At 70.4% G+C, this 23896-nt stretch carries 18 protein-coding genes; 14 read left to right on the top strand and 4 right to left on the bottom strand.

Going from position 1 to position 23896, the window contains the following annotated elements; translation table 11 throughout:
- The first annotated feature begins 66 nt into the window (after positions 1 to 66).
- The 8 genes from FHR97_RS12410 (at position 67) to acpS (ending at position 8017) form a co-directional block, all read left to right on the top strand.
- Positions 67 to 1482 carry a DegQ family serine endoprotease gene (locus tag FHR97_RS12410; RefSeq protein ID WP_183384124.1) on the top strand — a complete coding sequence of 472 codons (1416 nt, stop codon included), beginning with the start codon at positions 67 to 69 and terminating at the stop codon, positions 1480 to 1482.
- 167 nt (positions 1483 to 1649) lie between these two features.
- The gene (lepA, locus tag FHR97_RS12415) at positions 1650 to 3467 is read left to right on the top strand and encodes a translation elongation factor 4 (protein WP_183384125.1); all 1818 of its coding nucleotides are present in this window, start codon (positions 1650 to 1652) and stop codon (positions 3465 to 3467) included.
- A 12-nt stretch (positions 3468 to 3479) separates the two neighbouring features.
- Positions 3480 to 4286, top strand: a complete 807-nt coding sequence (gene lepB, locus FHR97_RS12420) for a signal peptidase I (RefSeq protein ID WP_183384126.1) — start codon at positions 3480 to 3482, stop codon at positions 4284 to 4286.
- Positions 4287 to 4329: 43 nt separating this feature from the next.
- Positions 4330 to 5019, top strand: a complete 690-nt coding sequence (gene rnc, locus FHR97_RS12425) for a ribonuclease III (RefSeq protein WP_183384127.1) — start codon at positions 4330 to 4332, stop codon at positions 5017 to 5019.
- Positions 5016 to 5915, top strand: coding sequence for a GTPase Era (gene era, locus FHR97_RS12430; protein WP_183384128.1), 900 nt, complete (start codon positions 5016 to 5018; stop codon positions 5913 to 5915). The genes rnc and era overlap by 4 nt, the downstream gene beginning before the upstream one ends.
- A 126-nt stretch (positions 5916 to 6041) precedes the next feature.
- Positions 6042 to 6743, top strand: coding sequence for a DNA repair protein RecO (gene recO / locus FHR97_RS12435; protein ID WP_183384129.1), 702 nt, complete (start codon positions 6042 to 6044; stop codon positions 6741 to 6743).
- A 99-nt stretch (positions 6744 to 6842) separates the two neighbouring features.
- The gene (pdxJ, locus tag FHR97_RS12440) at positions 6843 to 7643 is read left to right on the top strand and encodes a pyridoxine 5'-phosphate synthase (protein WP_183384130.1); all 801 of its coding nucleotides are present in this window, start codon (positions 6843 to 6845) and stop codon (positions 7641 to 7643) included.
- Complete coding sequence (gene acpS, locus FHR97_RS12445; protein WP_183384131.1) at positions 7640 to 8017, top strand: holo-ACP synthase; 378 nt, start codon at positions 7640 to 7642, stop codon at positions 8015 to 8017. Before pdxJ ends, acpS begins: the two co-directional genes overlap by 4 nt.
- On the opposite strand, the gene FHR97_RS12450 is transcribed toward acpS, so the two are convergent.
- Complete coding sequence (locus FHR97_RS12450) at positions 7957 to 10659, bottom strand: ATP-binding protein (RefSeq protein ID WP_183384132.1); 2703 nt, start codon at positions 10657 to 10659, stop codon at positions 7957 to 7959. The two genes, acpS and FHR97_RS12450, sit on opposite strands and share 61 nt — an antisense overlap.
- 119 nt (positions 10660 to 10778) lie before the next feature.
- On the opposite strand from FHR97_RS12450, the gene cysM reads away from it, so the two are divergent.
- The 5 genes from cysM to ppc are packed head-to-tail and all read left to right on the top strand — an operon-like array spanning position 10779 to position 18911.
- Positions 10779 to 11675, top strand: coding sequence for a cysteine synthase CysM (gene cysM, locus FHR97_RS12455; protein ID WP_183384133.1), 897 nt, complete (start codon positions 10779 to 10781; stop codon positions 11673 to 11675).
- 1 nt (position 11676) lies between these two features.
- A complete protein-coding gene (gene rlmD, locus FHR97_RS12460) occupies positions 11677 to 13113 on the top strand; it encodes a 23S rRNA (uracil(1939)-C(5))-methyltransferase RlmD (RefSeq protein WP_183384134.1) in 1437 nt (478 codons plus the stop codon).
- A complete protein-coding gene (gene relA, locus FHR97_RS12465; RefSeq protein WP_183384135.1) occupies positions 13106 to 15385 on the top strand; it encodes a GTP diphosphokinase in 2280 nt (759 codons plus the stop codon). The genes rlmD and relA overlap by 8 nt, the downstream gene beginning before the upstream one ends.
- A complete protein-coding gene (gene mazG / locus FHR97_RS12470) occupies positions 15382 to 16266 on the top strand; it encodes a nucleoside triphosphate pyrophosphohydrolase (RefSeq protein ID WP_183384136.1) in 885 nt (294 codons plus the stop codon). Before relA ends, mazG begins: the two co-directional genes overlap by 4 nt.
- Entirely contained in the window at positions 16263 to 18911 is a 2649-nt protein-coding gene (gene ppc / locus FHR97_RS12475; protein WP_183384137.1) for a phosphoenolpyruvate carboxylase, read from the top strand. Before mazG ends, ppc begins: the two co-directional genes overlap by 4 nt.
- Positions 18912 to 18946: 35 nt before the next feature.
- On the opposite strand, the gene FHR97_RS12480 is transcribed toward ppc, so the two are convergent.
- The 3 genes from FHR97_RS12480 to FHR97_RS12490 form a co-directional block, all read right to left on the bottom strand.
- Positions 18947 to 19519 (bottom strand): hypothetical protein, encoded by a 573-nt coding sequence (locus FHR97_RS12480; RefSeq protein WP_183384138.1) that lies wholly within the window; start codon positions 19517 to 19519, stop codon positions 18947 to 18949.
- Positions 19520 to 19618: 99 nt separating this feature from the next.
- Positions 19619 to 20512 (bottom strand): ketopantoate reductase family protein, encoded by an 894-nt coding sequence (locus FHR97_RS12485; RefSeq protein ID WP_183384139.1) that lies wholly within the window; start codon positions 20510 to 20512, stop codon positions 19619 to 19621.
- A complete protein-coding gene (locus FHR97_RS12490; protein WP_183384140.1) occupies positions 20509 to 22449 on the bottom strand; it encodes a DNA topoisomerase III in 1941 nt (646 codons plus the stop codon). Before FHR97_RS12490 ends, FHR97_RS12485 begins: the two co-directional genes overlap by 4 nt.
- 121 nt (positions 22450 to 22570) lie before the next feature.
- Between FHR97_RS12490 and FHR97_RS12495 the strand changes: the two genes are divergently transcribed.
- Entirely contained in the window at positions 22571 to 23812 is a 1242-nt protein-coding gene (locus FHR97_RS12495; protein ID WP_183384141.1) for an ABC1 kinase family protein, read from the top strand.
- Positions 23813 to 23896: the final 84 nt, after the last annotated feature.

The following is a 23896-nucleotide window of genomic DNA, read 5'->3' on the forward strand; positions in this document are numbered from 1 at the left end:
TTTACCGTTAGCGCGGTAACAAGAAAGCATTACCTCATCATCATTCCCACGTCACAGGAGTCTTTCATGACACGCATGACGCGACAGCTTTCCCTGTGGATGCTCCTGACCCTGGCGGTCCTCGCCAGCCAGTCCGCCCTGGCCCGTGAACTGCCGGACTTCACCGGGCTGGTCAAGGAAGCGGCGCCCGGGGTGGTCAACATCTCCACGTCCCGGGTGGTCGAACGGCCCGGCTCGCCCTTCGGCGAGTTCGAGGGCCAGGACATCCCCGAGATCTTCCGCCACTTCTTCGGTGATCGCATGCCGATGCCCCCGGGAGGCAGGGGGCGCAGCGAGGAGCGCCAGTCGCTGGGCTCGGGCTTCATCATCGACGCGGACGGCTACATCATGACCAACGCCCATGTGGTCGATGGGGCCGACCAGATCCTGGTGCGCCTCAACGACCGTCGCGAGCTCGAGGCCGAGCTGGTGGGAGCCGACGAGAAGACCGACGTGGCGGTGCTCAAGGTCGATGCCGACAACCTGCCGACCCTGGCCCTGGGGGATTCCGACCGGCTCGAGGTCGGCGAATGGGTGGCGGCCATCGGCTCGCCCTTCGGCTTCGACCACTCGGTGACCGCCGGCATCGTCAGCGCCATCAACCGCACCCTGCCGCGGGATGTCTACGTGCCCTTCATCCAGACCGACGTGGCCATCAACCCGGGCAACTCCGGCGGTCCGCTGTTCAACCTGGATGGCGAGGTGATCGGCATCAACTCCCAGATCTTCACCCGCAGCGGCGGCTTCATGGGACTGTCGTTCGCGATCCCCATCAACGTGGCCATGGACGTCGCGGACCAGCTGCGGGCCGACGGCTCGGTCAGCCGCGGCTGGCTCGGCGTGATGATCCAGCCGGTGTCCCGGGAACTGGCGGAATCCTTCGGCATGGACAACCCCCGCGGGGCGCTGATCGCCGATCTCGACCCCGAGGGGCCGGCGGCCGAGGGCGGCCTGCAGGCCGGTGACATCATCCTCGCGGTCAATGGTGAGGGAGTGGAACGCTCCAGTACCCTGCCGCGGCTGATCGGCCAGGTGTCGCCGGGCGACGAGGTGGAACTGAGCGTGCTTCGCGACGGCGAGCGCCGGACGATCACCCTGGACGTGGGCGCCTGGCCCGATGCGCCCGCCCTGGCCGGCGGCAACGGCGACAATGCCGCGCCGGCGCGGCTGGGGGTCGTCGTCCAGTCCCTGGAGGAGGGCGAGCGCCGCAAGCTGGGACTCGAGCACGGCGTGCGCGTCACCGAGCTGGCCCCCGATGGCATCGCCGCCTCCGCGGGGATCCGTCCCGGTGATATCCTGGTCAGCATCGGCCAGCGGGCGGTGGAGAGCCCGGCCCAGCTCGGCGAGCTGGTCGCCGAATTCCCGGCGGGCAGCGTGGTGCCGGTACGGCTCTATCGGGATGGCCGCTCCTACTATGTGGCACTGCGGCTCGCCTCCGACTGAGGCCGTCGTCGACAGCGTCGTGACCCGCGACCCGGCGGCTCCGGCCGTCGGGTCGCTGTATCTGGCCGGCGCATCTCGCTACAATGCCGCCATCTCACACGACGCCCCGGTCCGGACAGTCCATCGATCACGGGTCCCCGGCGCGGTCATGAAACGGATTACCCCGAATGGCAGAAAGCGACAACCGTAAAGTAATCAACGGGATACGGAACTTCTCGATCATCGCCCACATCGATCACGGCAAGTCGACCCTGGCCGATCGCCTGATCCAGACCTGTGGTGGCCTCACCGAGCGCGAACTGAAGGAGCAGGTCCTCGACTCCATGGACCTCGAGCGCGAGCGCGGCATCACCATCAAGGCCCAGTCGGTGACGCTGGACTACCACGCGCAAGACGGCAACGTCTATCAGCTCAACTTCATCGACACGCCGGGGCACGTCGACTTCTCCTACGAGGTCTCCCGCTCGCTGTATGCCTGCGAGGGCGCCCTGCTGGTGGTGGATGCCGCCCAGGGCGTCGAGGCCCAGTCGGTGGCCAACTGCTACACCGCCATCGAGCAGGGCCTCGAGGTGCTGCCGGTGCTCAACAAGATGGACCTGCCCCAGGCCGATCCCGACAAGGTGGCCCACGAGGTCGAGGAGATCATCGGCCTGGACGCCACCGACGCCTGCCAGGTGTCGGCCAAGAGCGGCCTGGGCATCGATGCGCTGCTCGAGCGCCTGGTGCGCGACATCCCGCCGCCCAAGGGCGACCGCGAGGCGCCGCTCCAGGCGCTGATCATCGACTCCTGGTTCGACAACTACCTGGGCGTGGTGTCGCTGGTGCGGATCTTCGACGGCACCCTGAAGAAGGGCGACAAGATCCGCATCACCTCCACCGGCCGCGACTGGCAGGCCAACGAGGTGGGCATCTTTACCCCGCAGCGCCGCCAGACCGATATCCTGCGCGCCGGCGAGGTGGGTTTCGTGGTGGCCGGCATCAAGGACATCCACGGCGCGCCGGTGGGGGACACCATCACCCACGCCAGGACCCCGGACGTCAAGCGGCTGCCGGGCTTCCAGAAGGTCAAGCCCCAGGTCTACGCGGGCATGTTCCCGGTCAGCGCCGACGACTACGAGGACTTCCGCGACGCCCTCGAGAAGCTGGCACTCAACGACGCCTCCCTGGACTACGAGCCGGAGAACTCCGACGCCTTGGGCTTCGGTTTCCGGGTCGGCTTCCTCGGCACCCTGCACATGGAGATCGTCCAGGAGCGCCTCGAGCGCGAGTACGACCTGGACCTGCTGACCACGGCCCCCACCGTGGTCTACGAGCTGCTGATGAAGGATGGCGAGCTGCGCTACGTCGCCAATCCCTCCAAGCTGCCGGACATGGCCGATGTGGAGGAGATGCGCGAGCCGGTGGTCCGCGCCAGCATCCTGGTGCCTCAGGACTTCGTCGGCAACGTCATCGCCGAGTGCGAGCAGCGCCGCGGGACCCAGCTCGACATGCTGTTCCTGGGCAGCCAGATCCAGCTCACCTACGAGCTGCCCATGAGCGAGGTGGTGATGGACTTCTTCGACCGCCTGAAGTCGATCTCCAAGGGCTATGCCTCCCTGGAGTACAACTTCGAGCGCTTCGAGGCGGCCAGGCTAGTCCGCCTCGACGTGCTGATCAACGGCGACCGGGTCGATGCCCTGGCGGTGATCATCCACCGCGACCATGCCCACTCCCGCGGCCGTGTGCTGGTCGAGAAGATGAAGGAGTTGATCCCGCGGCAGATGTTCGACGTGGCCATCCAGGCGGCGATCGGCGGCCAGGTAGTGGCCCGTTCCACCGTCAAGGCGCTGCGCAAGAACGTCACCGCCAAGTGTTACGGCGGCGACATGACCCGCAAGAAGAAACTGCTGGAGAAGCAGAAGGCGGGCAAGAAGCGCATGAAGCAGGTCGGCCGGGTGGAGATTCCCCAGGATGCCTTCCTCGCCGTGCTCAAGGTGAACGACTAGGGAAGGACGACAATGGATTTTGCACTCCTCTTGGTGGTGGCGGTCGGCGTCACCGGGGCGGTCTGGCTGCTGGATCTCGTCTGGTGGCGCCCCGCCCGGCGGGCCCGGCTGCTGGCCAACACCGAGGCGGGCACCACCGAGGGGCTCGATCCGGTGGCGCGGGAGAAGGCCCTCAAGGACCCCTGGCCGGTGGACTATGCGCGCTCCTTCTTCCCGGTGCTGCTGGTGGTGCTGGTGCTGCGCAGCTTCGTGGTGGAGCCCTTCCAGATTCCCTCCGGCTCGATGCGTCCGACCCTGGAAGTGGGCGACTTCATCCTGGTCAACAAGTTCGCCTACGGGCTGCGCCTGCCGGTGGCCAACCACCAGGTTGTCGAGTTGGGTGAGCCCGAGCGCGGCGACGTGATGGTGTTCCGCTTTCCCAGCGAGCCGTCGGTGAACTTCATCAAGCGGGTCGTCGGGCTGCCCGGCGACCGTATCCGCTACGCGGACAAGCAGCTCTATGTCAATGGCGAGCCGGTACCCAAGCGCCTGATCGAGGCGGGTCCGCCGACCGAGCCCAATGAACTGCTGCTGGAAGAGCAACTGGGCGAGGTCGCCCACGCTATCTACACTAACCCTCGCGACCCCGGCCCGCAGATGCGGGAGCTGGTGGTGCCCGAGGGGCATTACTTCACCATGGGCGACAACCGCGACCACTCCAACGACAGTCGCTACTGGGGCTTCGTGCCGGAGGAGAACATCGTGGGCAAGGCCTTCGCCGTCTGGATGCACTGGGACGGTGGACTGCCGAGCTTCACCAGCGTGCGTCGTATCCAATGACTGCCAGGAACGGCAGCGTCTGTCATGACATAGCAGGAGCTTCGTGAGCAATTCCCTGACACCTTTCAGCCGCCGCATCGGCCATGACTTCGCGCAGCCCGAGCTGCTCGAGCTGGCCATGACCCACCGCAGTTACGGCGGCCGCAACAACGAGCGCCTCGAGTTCCTCGGTGATTCCATCGTCAACTTCGTCATCGCCGAGGACCTCTTCCAGCGCTTTCCCCAGGCCCGGGAGGGCCAGCTGTCGCGCCTGCGCGCCCGCCTGGTCAAGGGGCAGACCCTGGCCGAGCTGGCCCGGGAGATGGCCTTCGGCGAGTGCCTGCGCCTGGGCTCGGGCGAGATGAAGAGCGGCGGCCATCGCCGCGACTCGATCCTCGCCGATGCGGTCGAGGCGGTGATCGGCGCCATCTACCTGGACGCCGGCATGGATACCGCCCGGTCCCGAGTGCTGGCCTGGTACGCCGAGCGCCTGGAGGCCATCAATCTGCAGGATACCCAGAAGGACCCCAAGACACGCCTGCAGGAGTTCCTGCAGTCACGCCAGGTGGCGCTACCGCGCTACGAGGTGGTCTCGGTGGAGGGGGAGGCCCATGCCCAGACCTTCACCGTCGAGTGCCATGTCGAGATGCTCGAGGAACATACCCTCGGCATCGGGGCCAGTCGCCGACATGCCGAGCAGCAGGCCGCCCAGCAGGCGCTGGCGCGGCTCGAATCCCAGGGAGCCCGCTCATGATCCAGACCTGTGGCTTCGTGGCCATCGTCGGTCGCCCCAACGTCGGCAAGTCGACGCTGATGAACCGTATCCTCGGCCAGAAGATCTCCATCACCTCCCGGCGGCCGCAGACCACGCGCCACCAGGTGATGGGCATCAAGACCGAGGGCGACAGCCAGTTCATCTATGTCGACACCCCGGGGATCCACATCCTCGAGAAGGACCGCAACAAGGCCATCAACCGCTTCATGAACCAGGCCGCCACCCAGGCCCTGCGCGACGTGGACTGCGTGGTCTTCATCATCGACCGTACCCGCTGGACCCCCGAGGACCAGGTGGTGCTGGAGCGCCTGGCCAACGTCGAGGCGCCGGTGATCCTGGCGGTCAACAAGGTCGATCGCCTCCAGGACAAGGCGGAACTGTTGCCCTGGCTGGAGTCGGTGGGCGCCCGGCGCGACTTCGCCGCCATCGTGCCGATCGCCGCCAAGCACGGCACCAACGTGGCGGAACTCGAGGCCGAGGTCGCCAAGCACCTGCCCGAGAGCGTCCACTACTTTCCCGAGGACCAGGTCACCGACAAGAGCCAGCGCTTCCTGGCCGCCGAGCTGGTGCGCGAGAAGGTCATGCGCCAGCTCGGCGACGAGCTGCCCTACCAGATGACCGTCGAGATCGAGGAGTTCCGCGACGAGGGCCGAGTGATCCACATCAGCGCCCTGATCATGGTCGAGCGCCAGGGCCAGAAGAAGATCCTGATCGGCGACAGCGGCGAGCGGATCAAGAAGATCGGCCGCGAGGCGCGGCTCGACATGGAGCGGGCGCTCGGCGCCAAGGTGATGCTCAACCTCTGGGTCAAGGTCAAGCGCGGCTGGTCCGACGACGAGCGGGCGCTCAAGAGTCTGGGCTACGACCTGGACTGATGGAGACGAGGCGTGAGGCGTCTGGAGTGAGGCGTGACGGAGGCCCTCACACCTCACGCCTTACCCCTCACTCTTGATTTCCTCGCACCTCGAACCTCGAAACTCCGCCTGAAGGGCCCATCGCCCATGACCCCCCAACCCGCCTACCTGCTGCACAAGCGGCCCTACCGCGAGACCAGCGCCCTGGTCGAGCTGCTGACCCTGGACCACGGCCGGGTGCGGGCCGTGGCGCGTGGCGTGCAGCGGCCCGGGAGCCGGGCGCGGGCCTCGCTGCAGCCCTTCGCCCCCTTGCATGTCACCTGGAGCGGGAGCGGCGAGCTCAAGCGCCTGGGCCTGATCGAATCGCGTGGTCCGGCGGCGATGCTGGCCGGCGAGGGCCTGCTCTGCGGCCTCTACGCCAACGAGCTGCTCACCCGGCTGTTGCCGGTGGAGCTACCGGTGACCGAGGTCTTCGCCTTCTACACCGCGACCCTCGAGGCCTTGCCACGCCCCGTGGCCCGGGCCGGCGTGCTGCGTCGCCTGGAACTGGCGCTGCTCGAGGCGCTGGATGCCGAGCCGCGCTTCTGCGGCCCCGAGGGGCAGGCCCTGGACCCCCAGGGCCGCTATGTCTTCGAGCCGGCCTCCCGGGCCTTCGTGCCCGGCGAGCGCGGCATCGATGGGCGCACCCTCAAGCTGCTCGTCGCGGGGGACTGGCGGGCCCCGGGCCTCGCCGGCCCGGCCAAGGCCGTCACCCGGGCGGCCATGGCGCCGTTGCTGGGCAGCCGGCCGCTGCGCTCCCGCGAATGGATGCACCAGCTGGCGGCCCGGCGCCGGGCCCCCCAAGCTTGAAGAGCGGCGCTGCGCGCCTGTAAGAAAGAAGACAATCCCATATCCTTGTTTCCATCTTCCCTCTCATTGCTTCCTTCTTCCGTCTACAAGGAGAGTGTCATGTATCCCCCCCGCATCCTGCTCGGCGTCAACATCGACCATATCGCCACTCTGCGCCAGGCCCGCGGCACCCGCTATCCCGATCCCGTCCAGGCCGCCCTGCTGGCCGAGGAGGCCGGCGCCGATGGCATCACCGTGCACCTGCGCGAGGACCGTCGGCATATCCAGGAACGCGACGTGCGCCTGCTGGCCGAGGTGCTCACGACCCGCATGAACCTCGAGATGGCGGTCACCGAGGCGATGCTGGCGCTCGCCGAGGAGCTTCGCCCGGCCCATGTGTGCCTGGTGCCCGAGAAGCGCGAGGAACTGACCACCGAGGGTGGCCTGGACGTGGCCGGTGGCTTCGAGGCCGTGGCCTCGGCCTGTCGTCGGCTGGCCGAGACGGGCTGTGAGGTCTCGCTGTTCATCGACCCGGAGCCTGCCCAGGTCGAGGCGGCGGCCCGGGCCGGCGCGCCGGTGATCGAGCTGCATACCGGGGCCTATGCCGAGGCGAGCGGACGCGAGGCCGCCCGGGAGCATGCGCGCCTGGTGGCCGCCGCGGAGATGGCCGGTGAGCTGGGCCTGACCGTCAATGCGGGCCATGGCCTGCACTATCATAATGTCGAGGCCATCGCCGCGATTCCCGGGCTGCACGAGCTCAACATCGGCCACGCGATCATCGCCCGGGCGCTGTTCGTCGGCCTCAAGGAGGCCGTGGCCGAGATGAAGCGCCTGACGGTCGCCGGCCAGGAGGCCGGCCTGCTGGCGGCGCTCGACGAGCATGACCACGCACACGACGACGAGGGTGATGGCTGCCGATGATCATCGGGGTGGGGACCGACATCGCCCGGGTGGCGCGCTTCGAGCGTGCAGTGGTGCGCCATGGCGAGCGCTTCGCCCGGCGCTTGCTCGGCGACGACGAGCTGTCCCTGTTCCAGGCGCGGGGTCGGCCGGTGGCCTACCTGGCCAAGCGGTTCGCCGCCAAGGAGGCCTTCGTCAAGGCGCTGGGTACCGGCCTGCGACGGGGCATGCGCTGGACCGAGATCCAGGTGGTCAACGATGCCATGGGGCGTCCCTCCCTGCTGCTGTCCGGCCAGGCCCATGACCTGGCCGAGGCCGCCGGCGTCAAGGCCCTTCATCTCTCGCTGTCGGACGAGGAGGCGTTCGCCGTGGCCTTCGTGGTGCTGGAGGGCTGAGTCGCCTGCCAGGCTCTCAGGCCCGCCATGGCGGCATACAGATCCGGCAGCAGCGCGGTGACCGCGTCGAGGCCCCGGGATCGCAGGCGGGTCTCCAGGGTCTCCGCCAGCAGCCCCAGGCGGGGGACCCCGCAGTAGCGGCAGGCACCATTGAGCGCATGCAGGGCGTCGAGCAGCGCCTCCCCGTCGCCCCGCCCGCTGGCCCGGCGGATGGCGGCCTCGCTGTCGTCCAGGGAGGCGATCAGCTGGTCCAGCAGCTGGCGCGCCAGCGCCTCGCGCCCACCGGCCAGCCGGGTGCCGAGGGCCAGGTCCACCTCCGCCAGTTCCGCGTCATTGCCAACCGGCTCGCCGCCGGCGGGTGGCGCCCCCTCCAGGGCCAGCCCCGTGCCCAGATGGTGGCGCAGCAGTCCCGACAGCTCGGTGACGTCCAGGGGTTTCTCCAGGACACCATCGAGTCCGCTCTCGAGCAGCTGGCGGCGCTGATCGTTCTGGATATGGGCCGTGACGGCGATGATCGGCAGCCCCCGCCAGGAGCCGCCCAGGGCGCGCAGGGCCCGGGTGGTCTCGACCCCATCCATGCCCTGCATGCGGATGTCCATCAGCACCACATCGAAGGACGTCTCCTGGGCCATGGCCAGGGCCTCCTCGCCGCTGGCGGCGAGGGTTACCTCGAGGGCCGGGCCCTGGACGAGCTCCTTGAGCAGCAGCCGGTTGGACTCGGTGTCGTCGACCACCAGCAGCCGCCGCTGGGGGCTCGGCGGTCGGGTGGGGCGAAGGGCGGCGCCTTCCCGCCGGGCGCCGCTGAGGGTGCGTCTCACCGCGGCGGCCAGCCCCTTTCGCGACAGCGGCTTGCTGAGGATCTCCCCGCCATGGGGAAGCGGCAGGTCGGGCGGGCTGGCATTGACCAGCAGCAGGGCCGGGCAGCCCAGGGCGTCGAGTCGTTGCTGCCAGCCCGCCAGGCCCGTCGGGTCGAGGTCCTCGGCGGCCAGGCCGATCACGGCCAGCGCCGGGCCGGCCGCAGGGCGTCCCGCCAGGCCGCTGACCCGGGCGCCCCAGCGGGTCATCAGGTGCTGCAGGGCGCGCCGGGTGGGCAGGTGGGGCTCATCGAGGACGATCAGGGTGTCGTCGAGGTGCATCTCCGGGGCGCGCTCCGCCTCGGCCTGGCAGGCCAGGGGCAGGGTGAAGGCGAAGGTCGAGCCTTCCCCGGGCGTGCTGTTGACGCTGATCTCGCCGCCCATTTGCTCGACCAGTTGGCGGCTGATGGTCAGCCCCAGTCCGGTGCCGCCGAACTCCCGCTGATGGCTGGCGTCGGCCTGGTGGAAGGCCCGGAACAGGCGGTGCTGGGCCTCCTCGGACAGGCCGATGCCGGTGTCGGTGACCAGCACGCGCAGCAGCGTGTGACCGGGCGCCTGCTGCTCTACCATCACCCGGACGATGACCTCGCCCGCGTCGGTGAACTTGACGGCATTGCCCACCAGGTTGGTCAGCACCTGGCGGATGCGCAGGGGATCGCCGCTGAGGGCCTCGGGGACGTCGTCGTAGACCAGGCCGAGCAGCTGGATGTCCTTCTGCTGGGCCTGAGGCGCCTGCAGGCCGAGGACCTCGTCGACCAGGGTCACCATGTCCAGGGCCGTGTGCTCGAGTTCGAGGCAGCCGGCCTCGATCTTCGAGAAGTCGAGCACGTCGTTGACCAGCATCAGCAGGTTGTCGCAGGCTCGCTGGACATGGTCGAGCCACTCGCGCTGGCGGGGCGCCAGCTCCGTGCGGTGCAACAGGCGGCAGAAGCCGATGATGCCGTTGAGGGGGGTGCGGATCTCGTGGCTCATGTTGGCCAGGAACTCCGACTTGGCGCGGTTGGCCTCCAGGGCGCTGCGGTGAGCCAGGTCCAGCTCGATGTTCTGGACCTCGATGGTCTCCATGGATTCCTGCAGCTCGCCGGTGGCCTGCTCGATCTGGATCTGGAGGTCGTCCCGGGCCGAGGCCAGGTGCGCGTTGAGCGCGTTTACGCGCCGGGCCAGCCGCGCCGTCTCGGCGTCGGACGGGGCCGGCAGGGCGGGCGGGGCATGGCCGGCCATCAACTGCTCGAGGGTCTGGCTGGCCTCGTCGAGGGGTTGGGTCACCCGGCGGGTGGTGGTATAGGCCACCAGGAACAGCAGCAGGCCGGTCATCAGCAGCACCAGGCCGCCGGTCGCGAGCTGGCGATAGTAGGCCAGCGGGAGGGCGGAGGCGTCGATGTCCAGCAGCAGCCGGGCCCCGGGCGTGCCCGGCAGCGGCACGGCCAGCAGCCACTGCCGTCCCCGGGTGGCCAGTCGGGGGCCCTGCGTGGCCTCGGGCGCGGCGGCGAGGGGGCGCAGGCGCCCGAGTTCCAGGCGCAGTGCCCCGTCGGCGCCCTGCACGCCGAGGGCGCGCACCTCCTCGAGGTCGAGCAGTCGGCCGGCCGTGGCCGCGAGGGTCTGTCGATCACCGTCGGCCAGGGCCTCGCCCAGGGTCGGGGCCAGCAGCTCAGCCGTCCGGATCAGGTGATCGCGCATCAACTGGCGATGGTGGCGGTCCTCCAGCTCCGTCACCACGACCGCCGCCAGGGTCAGCAGGAGTAACGGCAGGGCGAGGGTGGCCAGCATCAGGCGGGTCTTCAGTGACATCGGCGAGGCTCGTCGGGTGGCGGCGTCGGGGCCAGTATGCCACAGCCGGGGGGCATGCCTGTCCAGTGCGGTCGGCCAAGGATATAATGCCGAAAAGACGTTTCCACTAGGAAGGTTGCATGCATTTCCCCACCCTGGAGGAAACCATCGGCCACACGCCGCTGGTTCGCCTCAAGCGTATCACCGCCGGGCGCAACAACACCCTGCTGGCCAAGCTCGAGGGCCACAACCCGGCCGGCTCGGTGAAGGACCGCCCGGCGCTGTCCATGCTTCAGGAGGCCGAACGCCGCGGCGCCATCGCCCCGGGCGACACCCTCATCGAGGCCACGTCCGGCAACACCGGCATCGCCCTGGCCATGGCGGCCGCCATCAAGGGCTATCGCCTGGTGCTGATCATGCCCGAGAGTGCCTCCGACGAGCGCAAGCAGGCCATGGCCGCCTATGGCGCAGAGCTCATCGGCGTCAGCAAGGAGGGCGGCATGGAGGCGGCGCGGGACCTGGCCGAGACCATGATCGCGCGCGGCGAGGGCAAGCCGCTCGACCAGTTCGCCAACCCCGACAATCCCCTGGCCCATTATCGGGGCACGGGGCCCGAGCTGTGGGAGCAGACGGGCGGCACCATCACCCACTTCATCAGCTCGATGGGGACCACCGGGACCATCATGGGGGTCTCCCGCTATCTCAAGGAGCGCGATCCCGCGGTGCAGATCATCGGCCTGCAGCCCGAGGACGGTGCCAGTATCGCCGGGATCCGCCGCTGGCCCGAGGCCTACCTGCCGCGCATCTTCGAGCCGGCCCGGGTCGACCGGGTGCTGGATATCGGCCAGGAGGAGGCCGAGGTCCACATGCGGCGCCTGGCCCGGGAGGAGGGCATCCTCGCCGGCGTCTCGTCCGGCGGTGCCCTGGCGGGCGCCCTGCGCGTGGCCGAGGAGGTCGAGAACGCGGTGATCGTCTTCATCGTCTGCGACCGGGGCGACCGTTACCTGTCCACCGGCCTGTTCGCTCCGGAGTCCTGAGGTGGCGGCTCTCGGCAAGCGACGGCCCCCGCGGCCACGCTCCGGCGTGTCCGGCCTCCAGGAACGGCGCCGCGAGGCCCCCGCGTCCCCCCCGGCGAGTGGCGAGGAGACGGTCCTGACCATCCAGGGCCTCGCCCATGACGGCCGCGGCGTGGCGCGGACCGCGGCCGGCAAGACCGTCTTCGTCGAGGGGGCGCTGCCCGGCGAACGGGTCGAGGTCGCGGTGCACCGCACCCGCCAGCGCTACGACGAGGCCCATGTGCGGGCCCTGGTCGAGGCCTCGCCGGAGCGGGTCACGCCACCCTGCGCCCATTTCGCCCAGTGCGGCGGCTGTGACCTCCAGCACCTGAGCCTCGCAGGCCAGCGGCGCCACAAGCAGGCGGTGCTGCGCGAGCTGCTGGCGCGGCGGGGCATCGCCCCGGCGGGGGAGCCCGAGCTGCTGGTCGATGCCGGGGAGGGCTATCGGCGTCGCGCCCGGCTCGGCGTCAAGGTCGATGCCGACGGCAACGTGCATCTGGGCTTCCGGGCTCGTCACAGCCACCGGCTGGTGGATATCGAGGCCTGCCCGGTGCTGGTGCCGTCGCTGTCGGCCCTGCCGGAACCGCTTCGCCGGCTCGTCGAGGCGCTGGAGGCCCCGCGCCGGGTGGGGCACCTGGAGCTTCTGGCCAGCGATGCCGGCGTGACCCTGGTCGTGCGCCAGCTGCGCGACCACGCCGCCGATACCGCCCGCTGGCGAGCCTTCGCCGAGGCGCACGGCCTGCACCTGGCGCGCCGGGTCGGGCGCGAGACGCCGGTCTTCGAGTGGCTGACCCCGCGCCCGGCGCTCGCCGGTCGCTTGCGGGTCGCCTCGCAAGAGGTCACCCTGTCCTTCTCCCCGGGAGACTTCCTGCAGGCCAACGAGGCCGTCAACCAGCGTATGGTGGCCGCCGCCCTGGCCTGGCTGGCGCCCCTCGCCGAGGGGGAGCGGGTGCTGGACCTGTTCGCCGGGGTGGGTAACTTCAGCCTGCCGTTGGCCGCGCAGGGGGCGCGGGTGCGGGCCGTGGAAGGCAGCCCGACCATGGTCGAGCGCCTGGCCGACAACGCCCGTCGCAACGGCCTCGCGGTGAAGGCGCGCCAGGCGGACCTCAACGACGGCGCCGCCTGTCTAGCGCTGCTGGCGGATCCGGCGCCCGGCACGGTCGTCCTCGATCCGCCCCGGGACGGGGCCGAGACGGCCTGCCGCCTGCTGGCACGGCACCCGGTGCCGCGGGTGCTCTACGTCTCCTGCGATCCGGCCACCCTGGCCCGGGATGCGGCGCATCTCGTGCGCGCCGGCTATGTCGTCAGCCGGTGGGCGGTGGTCGACATGTTCGCCCATACCGCCCACCTGGAATCCATGCTGCTGCTCGAGAGTCCCCACGCCGGGCAGCCGCGCCAAGGAGCCACAACCGATGGTTAAAGTGCGGGAAGACCAGCCGTTGGCCGAGGATGGCCGGGTCGACATCGCGCAGTGGGTCGAGCGCCTGCAGGAAGACGTCAAGCTGCCCGCCCCGGACGAGATGCGCACCGCCTGCGAGCTGGCCCAGCGCCTGGAGCGGGAATCCGAGCGGCCCCACAAGGCCTGGCTCAAGGACGGCTCGAGCTTTCGCATGGGCCTGGAGATGGCGGACATCCTCGGCGAGCTGCGCCTCGACCAGCCGGCCCTCGAGGCCGCCGTGCTGTATCGCGCGGTGCGCGAGGGGCTGATCGGCCTGGAAGAGGTCGGCAAGCGCTTCGGCACCGAAGTCGCCGGCCTGATCGACGGGGTGCTGCAGATGGCCGCCATCAGCACCTCCCAAACGCCGAGCCAGGGCCTGATCCAGCACGACCAGCAGGACAACCTGCGCAAGATGCTGGTCAACATGATCGACGATGTGCGGGTGGCCCTGATCAAGATCGCCGAGCGGACCTGCGCGCTGCGCCAGGTCCGCGACGCCCCCCGCGAGAAATGCCTCCAGGTGGCCCGCGAAGTGTTCGACATCTACGCCCCGCTGGCTCACCGGCTGGGCATCGGCCATCTCAAGTGGGAACTGGAGGACCTGTCCTTCCGCTATCTCCACGAGGACGACTACAAGGCCATCGCCCGCCAACTGGCCGAGAAGCGCCTCGACCGCGACCGCTACATCCACGACGTGGTGGAGACCCTGAAGTCGCTGATGGACGCCCAGGGCATCCGTCGCTACCAGGTGGACGGTCGGGCCAAGCATATCTACTCGATCTGGCGGAAGATGCAGCGCAAGCGCATCGACTTCTCCCAGGTCCACGACATCCGGGCGGTGCGGATCCTGGTCCCCGAGGTCAGCGACTGCTACACGGTGCTCGGTATCGTGCATTCGCGCTGGCATCATGTGCCCAACGAGTTCGACGACTACATCGCCAACCCCAAGAAGAACGGCTACCAGTCGCTGCACACCGCGGTCTTCGGCCCGGAGAGCAAGGTGCTGGAGATCCAGATCCGCACCTTCGCCATGCACGAGGAGGCCGAGCTCGGCGTCTGCGCCCACTGGCGCTACAAGGGCCACGATACCAGTGCCCGCAGCGCCAGCTACGAGGAGAAGATCGCCTGGCTGCGTCAGGTGCTGGAATGGCAGGAAGAGGTCGGCGACTTCGGCAACATCCGCGAGGGGCTGTCCAGCGACGTGGCCCCCGACCGCATCTACGTGTTCACCCCGGACGGTCACGTCATCGACCTGCCGCGGGTGGCCACCCCCATCGACTTCGCCTACCGGGTGCACACCGAGGTGGGCCACCGTTGCCGTGGTGCCAAGGTCAACGGGCGCATCGTGCCGCTGACCTATCGGCTCAAGACCGGGCAGCAGGTGGAGATCCTCACCGCCAGCAAGAGCGGGCCGAGCCGCGACTGGCTCAACCCGAGCCTCGGCTACGTCTGCACCTCTCGGGCCCGGGCCAAGATCCAGGCCTGGTTCAAGCACCAGGCCCGGGATCGCAACCTCGATGAGGGGCGGGCCCTGTTCGAGCGCGAGATGAAGCGTCTCGACGTCGAGGACATGGACCTCACGCGACTCGCCAACAAGGTCAACTACGCCAGCCCCGACGACATGTATGCGGCGCTCGGGGCCGGCGACCTGCGCATCGGCCAGGTGCTGCACCAGGCCCAGCAACTGTTCGGCGAATCCGATGACCAGGAGCAGCTCGACAAGCTGCTGGCCAAGCCGCGCAAGTCCGCCGGCAAGGGCAGCAGCGGCGATATCACCGTGCTCGGGGTCGGCAACCTCAAGACCAGCATGGCCAACTGCTGCCACCCCGTGCCCGGCGAGGCCATCGTCGGCTTCATCACCCAGGGCCGCGGGGTCACCGTGCACCGCGAGGACTGCCCCAACATCCTGCAGCTGCGCCTCGACGAGCCCCAGCGGGTGATCGAGGTGGAGTGGGGGGAACGGGCCCGCACCCAGTACCCGGTGGATATCGAGATCCAGGCCTGGGACCGCTCGGGCCTGCTGCGGGATGTCACCGGCGTGCTCAGCCACGAGAAGGTCAACGTGCTCTCGGTGAACACCCAGACCGACACCGACGACGGCATCGCCCGCATGGCGATCACCCTGGAGGTGGATGGCCTGGAAACCCTGGGACGCCTGTTCTCGCGCATCCAGCAGCTACCCAACGTCATCGAGGTGCGTCGCCTGCGGGCCGGCGGCAAGGGCAAGAAGAAACGCGGGAGCAAGCGTGCATGAGTGAGCGACGCTACGGTCTCGACGACCTGCTGACCCTGATGGCGGTGCTGCGCGACCCCGAGCGGGGCTGCCCCTGGGACGTCAGGCAGGACTGGGACACCATCGTCCCCCACACCCTGGAGGAAGCCTACGAGGTGGCGGACGCCATCGAGCGGCGCGCCTTCGAGGAGCTGCCCGGCGAGCTTGGCGACCTGCTCTTCCAGGTGGTCTACTACAGCCAGTTCGCCGCCGAGGAGCAGCGCTTCGACTTTCATGACGTGGTGCACACCCTCACCGCCAAGATGCTGCACCGCCATCCCCATGTCTTTCCCGACGGCACCCTGGCCTCGCGACGCGAAGGGGTGAGCGCCGCCGAGGTGGAAACCCGCCAGGTCCACTCCCGCTGGGAGACGCTCAAGGCCGAGGAGCGCGATGCCCGAGCGGCCCGCTCGGTCCCCGACGGCGCCGCGGCCTCGGTACTGGATGATGTCCCGCGCACCCTGCCGGCCCTGTCCCGCGCCGCCAAGCTGTCCAAGCGGGCCGCCCGGGTGGGCTTCGACTGGCCCGACACCCGCGGCGTCATCGCCAAGCTGCGCGAGGAGCTCGACGAGGTCGAGGCGGCGCTGGACGCGGGGGACCGGGACCATGCCGCGGAGGAGGTCGGCGACCTGCTGTTCGCCACCGTCAACCTGGCCCGGACCCTCGGGGCCGACCCCGAGCGCTGCCTGCGCGCCACCAACGGCAAGTTCGAACGACGCTTCCGCCAGGTGGAAGCCGCCCTGGCCGGGGAGGGCACGCCCCTCGCCGAGGCCGGCCTCGAGCGCATGGAAAAACACTGGCAGGCGGCCAAGCGTCGGGAAACCACACCCACCACAAGCTCGGAAGGAGAATCCCGGACATGAGTCACGACCTGCACGAGTCGCTACGCGACAACGTCCGCATCCTGGGCGACAGCCTGGGGCGCACCATCGCCGATGAGCTGGGCGAGGGCTTCGTCGACCGCATCGAGACCATCCGTGGGCTCGCCAAGCAGGGTCGCCAGGGCGAGGCCGACGGTCGCCGCCAGCTGATCGACTACCTGCGCGGGCTGCCCGACAGCGACCTGCTGCCGGTGACCCGGGCCTTCAACCAGTTCCTCAACCTGGCCAATATCGCCGAGCAGCACTACCGGGCCCGCTTTCGCCGGGTCGAGGACTACAAGCCCGGCGCCCAGCCGGTGCTCGGGGAACTGCTCCAGCGCGCCCAGGGCGAGGGCCACTCGCCGCGCAAGCTGGTCGAGACCCTGGCCAACATGCGGGTCGAGCTGGTGCTGACCGCGCATCCCACCGAGGTCATCCGCCGCACCCTGATCCAGAAGTACGACGCCATCGATGACTGCCTGACCGCCATCGAGTCCTCCACCGACTACCCCGAGCGTGGCGCCCGGGCCCAGGGGCGCCTCGAGGAGCTGATCAGCCAGGCCTGGCACACCGATGAGATCCGCCACGAGCGCCCGACCCCGGTGGACGAGGCCAAGTGGGGCTTTGCGGTGATCGAGAACTCCCTGTGGCAGGCGGTGCCCGACTTCCACCGCGACCTGGACAACCTGCTGCTGGAGACGGCCGGCGAGCGGCTGCCGCTGGATGCCGCCCCGCTGCGCTTCGCCTCCTGGATGGGCGGGGACCGCGACGGCAACCCCAATGTCACCGCCGAGGTGACCCGGGAAGTGCTGCTGCTGGGCCGCTGGATGGCGGCGGATCTCTACCACCGGGATCTCGAGCAGCTCAAGATCGAACTGTCGATGTGGAAGGCCAACAGCGCCCTGAAGGCCGAGGTGGGGGAGGTCGCCGAGCCCTATCGGGAGCTGCTCAAGCGGCTGCTGGCCAAGGTCGAGGCCACCCGGGACTGGGCCAAGGCCCAGCTCGACGGCAGGAACTACGATGGCGGCCCGATCATCGAGACCCGCGACCAGCTCTATGCCCCGCTGTTGGCCTGCTACCGCTCGCTGTGCGACGTGGGCCTCGACACCATCGCCAATGGCGTGCTGCTCGACACCCTGCGTCGGGTGGCGGTGTTCGGCGTCACCCTGACCAAGCTCGACCTGCGCCAGGAGGCCAGCCGTCACGAGCAGGCCCTGGAGGAGCTCACCGAGGGGCTCGGCCTCGGCCACTATCGCGACTGGAGCGAGGCGCAGCGCCAGGCCTTCCTGCTCGACGAGCTGGCCTCGCGGCGCCCGCTGATCCCGCGGCGCTGGGAGTGCTCGGCGGAGACCCGCGAGGTCCTGGAGACCTTCCGGGTCATCGCCTCCGAGCACGCCGAGGCGCTCGGCACCTACATCATCTCGATGGCCGCCCAGCCCTCCGACGTGCTGGCCGTGGCGCTGCTGATGAAGGAGGTCGGCGGCAACGTCACCCTGCCCATCGCGCCGCTGTTCGAGACCCTCGACGACCTCAACCGCGCCGGCGACGTTATCGACCGCTTGCTGGCGCTGCCCGGCTATCGGGCCCTGGCCGGCGACCGCCAGGAGGTGATGATCGGCTACTCGGACTCCGCCAAGGACGCCGGCCAGCTGGCCGCGGCCTGGGCCCAGTACCGGGCCCAGGAGGCGCTGGTCGAGGTGTGCCGCCAGCATGGCGCCGACCTGACGCTCTTCCACGGCCGCGGGGGCACCGTGGGCCGTGGAGGGGGACCCGCCCACGCGGCCATCCTCTCCCAGCCGCCGGGCTCGGTGAACGGCAGCCTGAGGGTGACCGAGCAGGGGGAGATGATCCGCTTCAAGTTCGGTCAGCCCGAGATCGCCCTGCGCTCCATGGAGATCTATACCTGTGCGGTGCTCGAGGCCTCGCTGTTGCCGCCGCCGACCCCCGAGCCGGCCTGGCGCGAGGAGATGGATCGGCTGGCCGAGATCGCCCATCGGGCCTATGTCGGCGTGGTGCGCGAGGATCCCGATTTCGTGCCCTATTTCCGCTCGGTGACCCCGGAAGGCGCCCTGGGGCGATTGCCCCTGGGGTCGCGGCCGGCCAAGCGGCGCCAGGACGGTGGCGTGGAAACCCTGCGCGCCATTCCCTGGATCTTCGCCTGGACCCAGACTCGCCTGATGCTGCCGGCCTGGCTGGGCAGTGGCGAGGCCTTCGCCACGCGGCTCGAGGAGGAGGGCGGCCTCGAGGTGCTGCGCGAGATGCGCAACCGCTGGCCCTTCTTCGGTACCTACCTGGACATGCTGGAGATGCTGCTGGCCAAGGCCGACGTGGGCATCGCCACCTACTACGAGAACCGCCTGGTGGACGAGCCGGCCCTCGAGGCCTTGGGGGCCCGGCTGAGGGAGCGCTTCGGTCGCCTCCACGAGGGGGTGTTGCAGATCCTCGATCAGCAGGAATTGCTCGAGAGCACGCCGCTGATCCGCCAGGCGGTGGAGGTGCGCAATCCCTACATCGATCCCCTGCACGGCCTCCAGGCCGAGCTCCTGCAGCGTAACCGCGACGCCGACGGGGCGATCAGCGCCGATCTCTCACGGGCCCTGATGGTGACCATGGCGGGTATCGCCGCCGGCCTGCGCAACACCGGCTAGGCCCGGGCCTCGCCCGGAAGCTGGAAGCTTATCGCTCAGAAGGGCAGATGGACGGAGGCGGTGATCAGGTTGAGGTGCGAGAGCATCGGATCATCGAAGCTCTCGTACTCCAGCCGGCTGACCACCCGGTTCATGCGCAGCCGGGCGCCGAAGCCGTTGACTCGCGCCGTGCCCCCGCCGGGGCCGGCCGCGTCGACGCCGGTCACGGCCTCGCCCTGCCAGCCCGCCAGCCCCGACTTGGCATAGAGGCCGACGCGGCCGAGGCGGACGCCGGCCATCAGGCTGCCGCCCAGGCTGGTGGTGTCGAGGATCCGTTGCTGGCCATCCGCCGAGACGGGCACGTCATCGCTCTCGCGATAGCTGACCTCGGCGCCGAGGTCGAGCCGGGGCAGCCCGGGAGGCGAGAAGCCGGCGGTCAGGCGAAAGCCCGAGGTGACACCGTCGAGCGAGTCGACGTCGTCGCCCTGCAGGCTCAGGCCGTTGTCGAGGAGGGCGAGGTCGGTGGCCTGTCCGGAGAAGGCCGGGCGTTCGGCGGCGGCCAGGCCCGGGACGGCGACAACCACAGCTATGGCGACCACCAGGGGACGCCATATCGCTTGGATGTTCATGGATACCTTGACCTTGGGACCGGCCTGCCGGCGGCTGACCCATCCGTTCATTATTCTTGTTGAGACTAGCAGGCGACACTGACCGCCGCCAGGCGGCGCTCAGCGCTCGGCGAAGTGGCGGTAGAGGTCGGCGAGCCGCGGGGTGGCCAGGCCATGGCGGTGTCCGGCGGCCAGCAGCGGGCCGAGGATCGCCTCGTGCTCGGTGGGCCGGCCGGCCAGCACGTCCTGCAGCATCGAGGCGCGGTTGTTGGCGGTGCCCGACACCACCGCCCAGACCAGGCCCGCCAGGCCCTCCGCGGGCGGCGGCAGGCCCTCGGCGGCCATCACGGCGGCGAGCTCGTCGAGCACGGCGTCGACCATGGGCCGGAAGGGGCGATCGCGGAGCTGGCCGTTGCGGATGCGAAAGCGTGCCACCAGGGGGTTGATGGCGGCGTTCACCGCCAGCTTGTGCCAGAGTCGCACACGGATATCGGATACCGCCGCGGCCGACAGGCCGGCCGCGGCGAGCCGGGTCGCCATCGCGGCGGCGAGCGCGTCGTGGCCGCCGCCGAGGTGGCCGACCAGGGTGTGGCCATGCCCGGCATGCACCACCCCCGCGTCACCCTGCAGGTAGGCACCCTCGGTGGTGGTGGCGCACAGCACCGGCCCCGTCCAGCGCTCGGTCAGGGTCGCCTGGATCCCAAAGCCGTTCTGCCAGAGCACCAGCGGCGTGTCCGGGGGCAGCCAGGGGGCGACGGCAGCGAAGGCCGCCTCGGCGACGTAGGCCTTGGTGGTGAAGTGGACGGCCGAGATATCGGCGCCGACCGCCTCATCGAGGGCATCGAGGGTCAGGCAGGGGAGCTCGCGGGTGCGGGTCTCGCCCGTCGGGGTGGTCAGCGTCTGGCGGGGCGGGAGGGGACGCCTGCCGAGCAGCGTCACCCGCTCCCGGCCGGCCAGGTGCAACGCCAGCAGGCGCCCCAGGGCCCCGGGGCCGACGATCAACTGGTGGCTCATGGGCGCTTGCTCCGCGGGCGCCCGGTGCCACCGCGGCGCTTGCCGGTCTGTCCCTGCCGGCTGGCCGGCTTGCGCCGTGCCTTGCCGCGCCGGGAGGAGCCGGCGTCCACGCCCCGGGCCTCGGCCAGGGCCCGCTGCATGCGATCGGCGTCGGCGCATCCCAGCAGGCCGCGCAGGTCCGCGACCAGGCCATCGAGGAAGGGCGCCGGGGCGTCGCCGTCCTCGGCGATGGCCGTCAGGCGCTGTTCCCACTGGGCGGTGCGCTCGGGGCGCCCCACCGCCTCGGGGAGCGAGGCGATCAGGGCGCTGCCCAGGCGGGTGGCCCTCAGCGCCTTGCCCTCCCGGGCCAGGTAGCCGCGCTCGAGCAGCGTCTCGATGATGCCGGCCCGGGTGGCCTCGGTGCCCAGGCCGTCGGAGTCGCGTAGGGTACGGCGGATCGCCGGGTCATTCACGTAGCGGGCGATGTTCATCATCGCCTTGATCAGGCTGGCGTCGGTGAAGGGCTCGGGGGGACGCGTCTCGCGGTCCTCCACGCCGACATCCTCGACGCGGCACGCCTCGCCCTCGCTCAGGGGAGGCAGGGGCGGGGCCTCGTCCCGGGTGGTGAACAGCGGCTTCCAGCCGGCGTCCAGCACCTCCTGGCCCCGGGCGCGGAAGCATTCCCCGAGGAGGGTGAACTCGGCCTTGATCTCGCGGGTCGACAGGGCGGGATAGAACTGGGCGAGGACATTGCGGGCGATCAGGCGAAAGACGTCCGCCTCCTGGCCCGACAGCCGGCTCGGGTCGACGGCCTTGCCGGTGGGCGCCAGGGCGTGGTGGGCGCCGACGCGCTGGTCGTTCCAGGCCCTGGAGCGTCGCGAGAAGTCCGCGCCGGCCAGCCAGCGGCGCAGGGTCTCGTCGCCGCCGCAGGCGCCCTCCAGGGTCGCCCGGGCGCCCGCCCAATGCTCCTCCGGGAGGTAGCGGCAGTCGGAGCGGGGATAGGTGATCAGCTGGTGGCGCTCATAGAGGCGCTGGCATATGTCCAGGACCGCCTTGGCGGAGAGCCCGTGACGGCGGGCGGCATCCACCTGCAGTGCCGAGAGGGAGTAGGGCAGCGGCGCGGCCTGGCGCTTGTCGCGGCACTCCAGCTGGCTCAGCCGGCCCTCGGCGCCCGGCAGGCGCGCGGCCAGGGCGTCGGCGGGGGCCCGCGCGAGCAGCCGCCCCTGGTCGTCCAGGGGGTGCGCCTCCCCCGGGACCCACCAGGCCCGCAGCTGGCCCCGGGCCACCGCCAGGTCGGCCCACAGCACATGAAAGGGGCGTGGCTCGAAGTCGCGGATCTCGCCGTCGCGGCGAACCACCAGGCCGAGCACCGGGGTCTGCACCCGGCCCACCGAGAGCACGCCGTCGTGACCGGCCTGGCGGCCGATCAGCGTCCAGGCCCGGGTCAGGTTGATGCCGTAGAGCCAGTCCGCCCGGGCCCGGGCCTGGGCGGCCCGGTAGAGCGGCGCATAGCGGGCGTTGTCCTCCAGGCGGGACAGGGCGCGCTTGACCGCCGGGCCGTTGAGGTCGCTGATCAGCAGTCGGGAGACGGGCCCCTTCCAGCCCAGGTGCTCGATGACCTCCTGCACCAGCAGTTGGCCCTCGCGGTCGGGGTCGCCGGCATGCACCACCTCGCCGGCCTGCTTCAGCCGCTTGCGGATCACCGCCAGCTGGCCGCGGGCCTTGGGGCGCGGGGTGAGCTTCCAGCGCTCGGGCAGGATCGGCAGTTGGTCGAGCCGCCAGGGCTTGAAGGCCGGGTCGTAGGCATCGGGCGGAGCCTGTTCCAGCAGGTGGCCCAGGCACCAGGTGACCACGGTCTCGCCGGCCACCAGGGCGCCGTCCTCGCGGCGGCTGGGCGCGGGCAGGGCGTCGGCGATGGCGCGGGCCAGGCTGGGTTTCTCGGCGATGATCAGGCGCATGGGACCTCGTGCGGCCGTTGAGAGTCATGGGAATTCTTACAGTATTCTGTGGCGGTCGCCAGGTGTAACCTGGACATCTACTTGTACAAGCCTTGTAATGCTTGCCGGCGGAGGCGATGTCATGCGTGAACGCGGTCGGACACGACGCCTGCTGGGGCTCGGCACCCGCACCGGCGGGGCGGTGCTGAAGATGCGCCTGGGCGGGCAGAGCGACTGGCGGGCGCTGGGCGAGGCGCTGTTCGACGGCCTCTCCGAGCTCAAGGGGCCGGCCATGAAGCTGGCCCAGATCATGGCCCAGTGGGACGACCTGCTGCCCGCCGAACTGGTCGACGAGCTCGCCCGCCTGCAGCGCCAGGCCGAGCCGATGCCCTGGACGGAGATCCGTCGCACCCTGGACGCCCAGTACGACGACCTGGACCAGGTCTTCGCCAGCGTCGAGCCCCGGCCCTTCGCCAGCGCCTCCATGGGGCAGGTGCACCGGGCGGTCACCCGGCAGGGCGACCCCCTGGTGCTCAAGGTGCAGTATCCCGGCCTCGACCAGCTGCTGGAGGACGATCTCGTCCAGCTGCGCCGGCTGATGCGGCTGGGTCGCTGGCTGCGAGTGCCCCAGGCGCGCCTCGACGCGCTCTTCGCGGAGCTGGCGGCCAGCCTGCGCGGCGAGCTCGATTACCGCGCCGAGGCCGAGGCCCTGGCGCGCTACCGGGCGCGCTACGCCCACCTCGCGTCGCTGGTGATCCCCGAGCCCCTGCCGGCGCTGTGCGGACCGCGGGTGCTGGCCATGCGCTACGTGCCCGGCACGCCGCTGCGGGAGCTGGAGGCCGGCGACGACGCCACCCGCCAGCGCATCGCCACCACCCTGGCCGACTGGCTCACCGAGGAGCTCTTCACCTACGGGGAGCTGCACGCCGATCCCCATGCCGGCAACTTCGCCGCCGACGACCGGGGGCGGCTGGTGATCTACGACCTGGGCGCGGTGATCCCGGTTCCCCGCGAGCGTCTCGTGGCCATGCTGCGGCTGCTCGAGGCCACCCTGGCCGCCGACCCCCTGGCCATGGACTCGGCGCTGCGGGCCCTGGGCGGTCGCCAGGGGGAGGGGGCTCCCCTGGCGCTCTACCGGGAGGCGGCGGCGGCCGTGGCGCCGCTGTTCGCTCCCGGTCCCCAGGACTTCGGCGACGTGCGCGTCCATCGTCGCCTGCGCGAACTCAGCCCCCGGGTCTGGGCGGCCATGGACCGGCTGCAGCCGCCGGCGGAGACCCTGCTGCTGTCGCGGACCCTCAACGGCCACTACTGGAACCTGGTGCGCCTCGGCGCCCGCCTCGACATGGACGCGCGGGTGCGACCCCTGATGGCGCGGGCGCGTTAACAATCGTCCGCCGATGGCGTTGCTGTCTCACCAGGCGTCAGGCCAGGCGACGGCCGCCGTCAAGGGTGGTTCCCTTGACCAGGC

It is taken from the genome of Halomonas stenophila, from assembly GCF_014192275.1.
Classification (GTDB): domain Bacteria; phylum Pseudomonadota; class Gammaproteobacteria; order Pseudomonadales; family Halomonadaceae; genus Halomonas; species Halomonas stenophila.

Excerpts from the sequence above, each read along its gene's own strand:
- lepA (WP_183384125.1), top strand. The coding sequence starts at position 1,650 with ATGGCAGAAAGCGACAACCGTAAAGTAATCAACGGGATACGGAACTTC.
- lepB (WP_183384126.1), top strand. The coding sequence starts at position 3,480 with ATGGATTTTGCACTCCTCTTGGTGGTGGCGGTCGGCGTCACCGGGGCG.
- FHR97_RS12410 (WP_183384124.1), top strand. The coding sequence starts at position 67 with ATGACACGCATGACGCGACAGCTTTCCCTGTGGATGCTCCTGACCCTG.
- mazG (WP_183384136.1), top strand. The coding sequence starts at position 15,382 with ATGAGTGAGCGACGCTACGGTCTCGACGACCTGCTGACCCTGATGGCG.
- relA (WP_183384135.1), top strand. The coding sequence starts at position 13,106 with ATGGTTAAAGTGCGGGAAGACCAGCCGTTGGCCGAGGATGGCCGGGTC.
- pdxJ (WP_183384130.1), top strand. The coding sequence starts at position 6,843 with ATGTATCCCCCCCGCATCCTGCTCGGCGTCAACATCGACCATATCGCC.
- era (WP_183384128.1), top strand. The coding sequence starts at position 5,016 with ATGATCCAGACCTGTGGCTTCGTGGCCATCGTCGGTCGCCCCAACGTC.
- FHR97_RS12450 (WP_183384132.1), bottom strand. The coding sequence starts at position 10,659 with ATGTCACTGAAGACCCGCCTGATGCTGGCCACCCTCGCCCTGCCGTTA.
- ppc (WP_183384137.1), top strand. The coding sequence starts at position 16,263 with ATGAGTCACGACCTGCACGAGTCGCTACGCGACAACGTCCGCATCCTG.
- recO (WP_183384129.1), top strand. The coding sequence starts at position 6,042 with ATGACCCCCCAACCCGCCTACCTGCTGCACAAGCGGCCCTACCGCGAG.
- cysM (WP_183384133.1), top strand. The coding sequence starts at position 10,779 with ATGCATTTCCCCACCCTGGAGGAAACCATCGGCCACACGCCGCTGGTT.
- FHR97_RS12485 (WP_183384139.1), bottom strand. The coding sequence starts at position 20,512 with ATGAGCCACCAGTTGATCGTCGGCCCCGGGGCCCTGGGGCGCCTGCTG.
- FHR97_RS12490 (WP_183384140.1), bottom strand. The coding sequence starts at position 22,449 with ATGCGCCTGATCATCGCCGAGAAACCCAGCCTGGCCCGCGCCATCGCC.
- FHR97_RS12480 (WP_183384138.1), bottom strand. The coding sequence starts at position 19,519 with ATGAACATCCAAGCGATATGGCGTCCCCTGGTGGTCGCCATAGCTGTG.
- acpS (WP_183384131.1), top strand. The coding sequence starts at position 7,640 with ATGATCATCGGGGTGGGGACCGACATCGCCCGGGTGGCGCGCTTCGAG.
- FHR97_RS12495 (WP_183384141.1), top strand. The coding sequence starts at position 22,571 with ATGCGTGAACGCGGTCGGACACGACGCCTGCTGGGGCTCGGCACCCGC.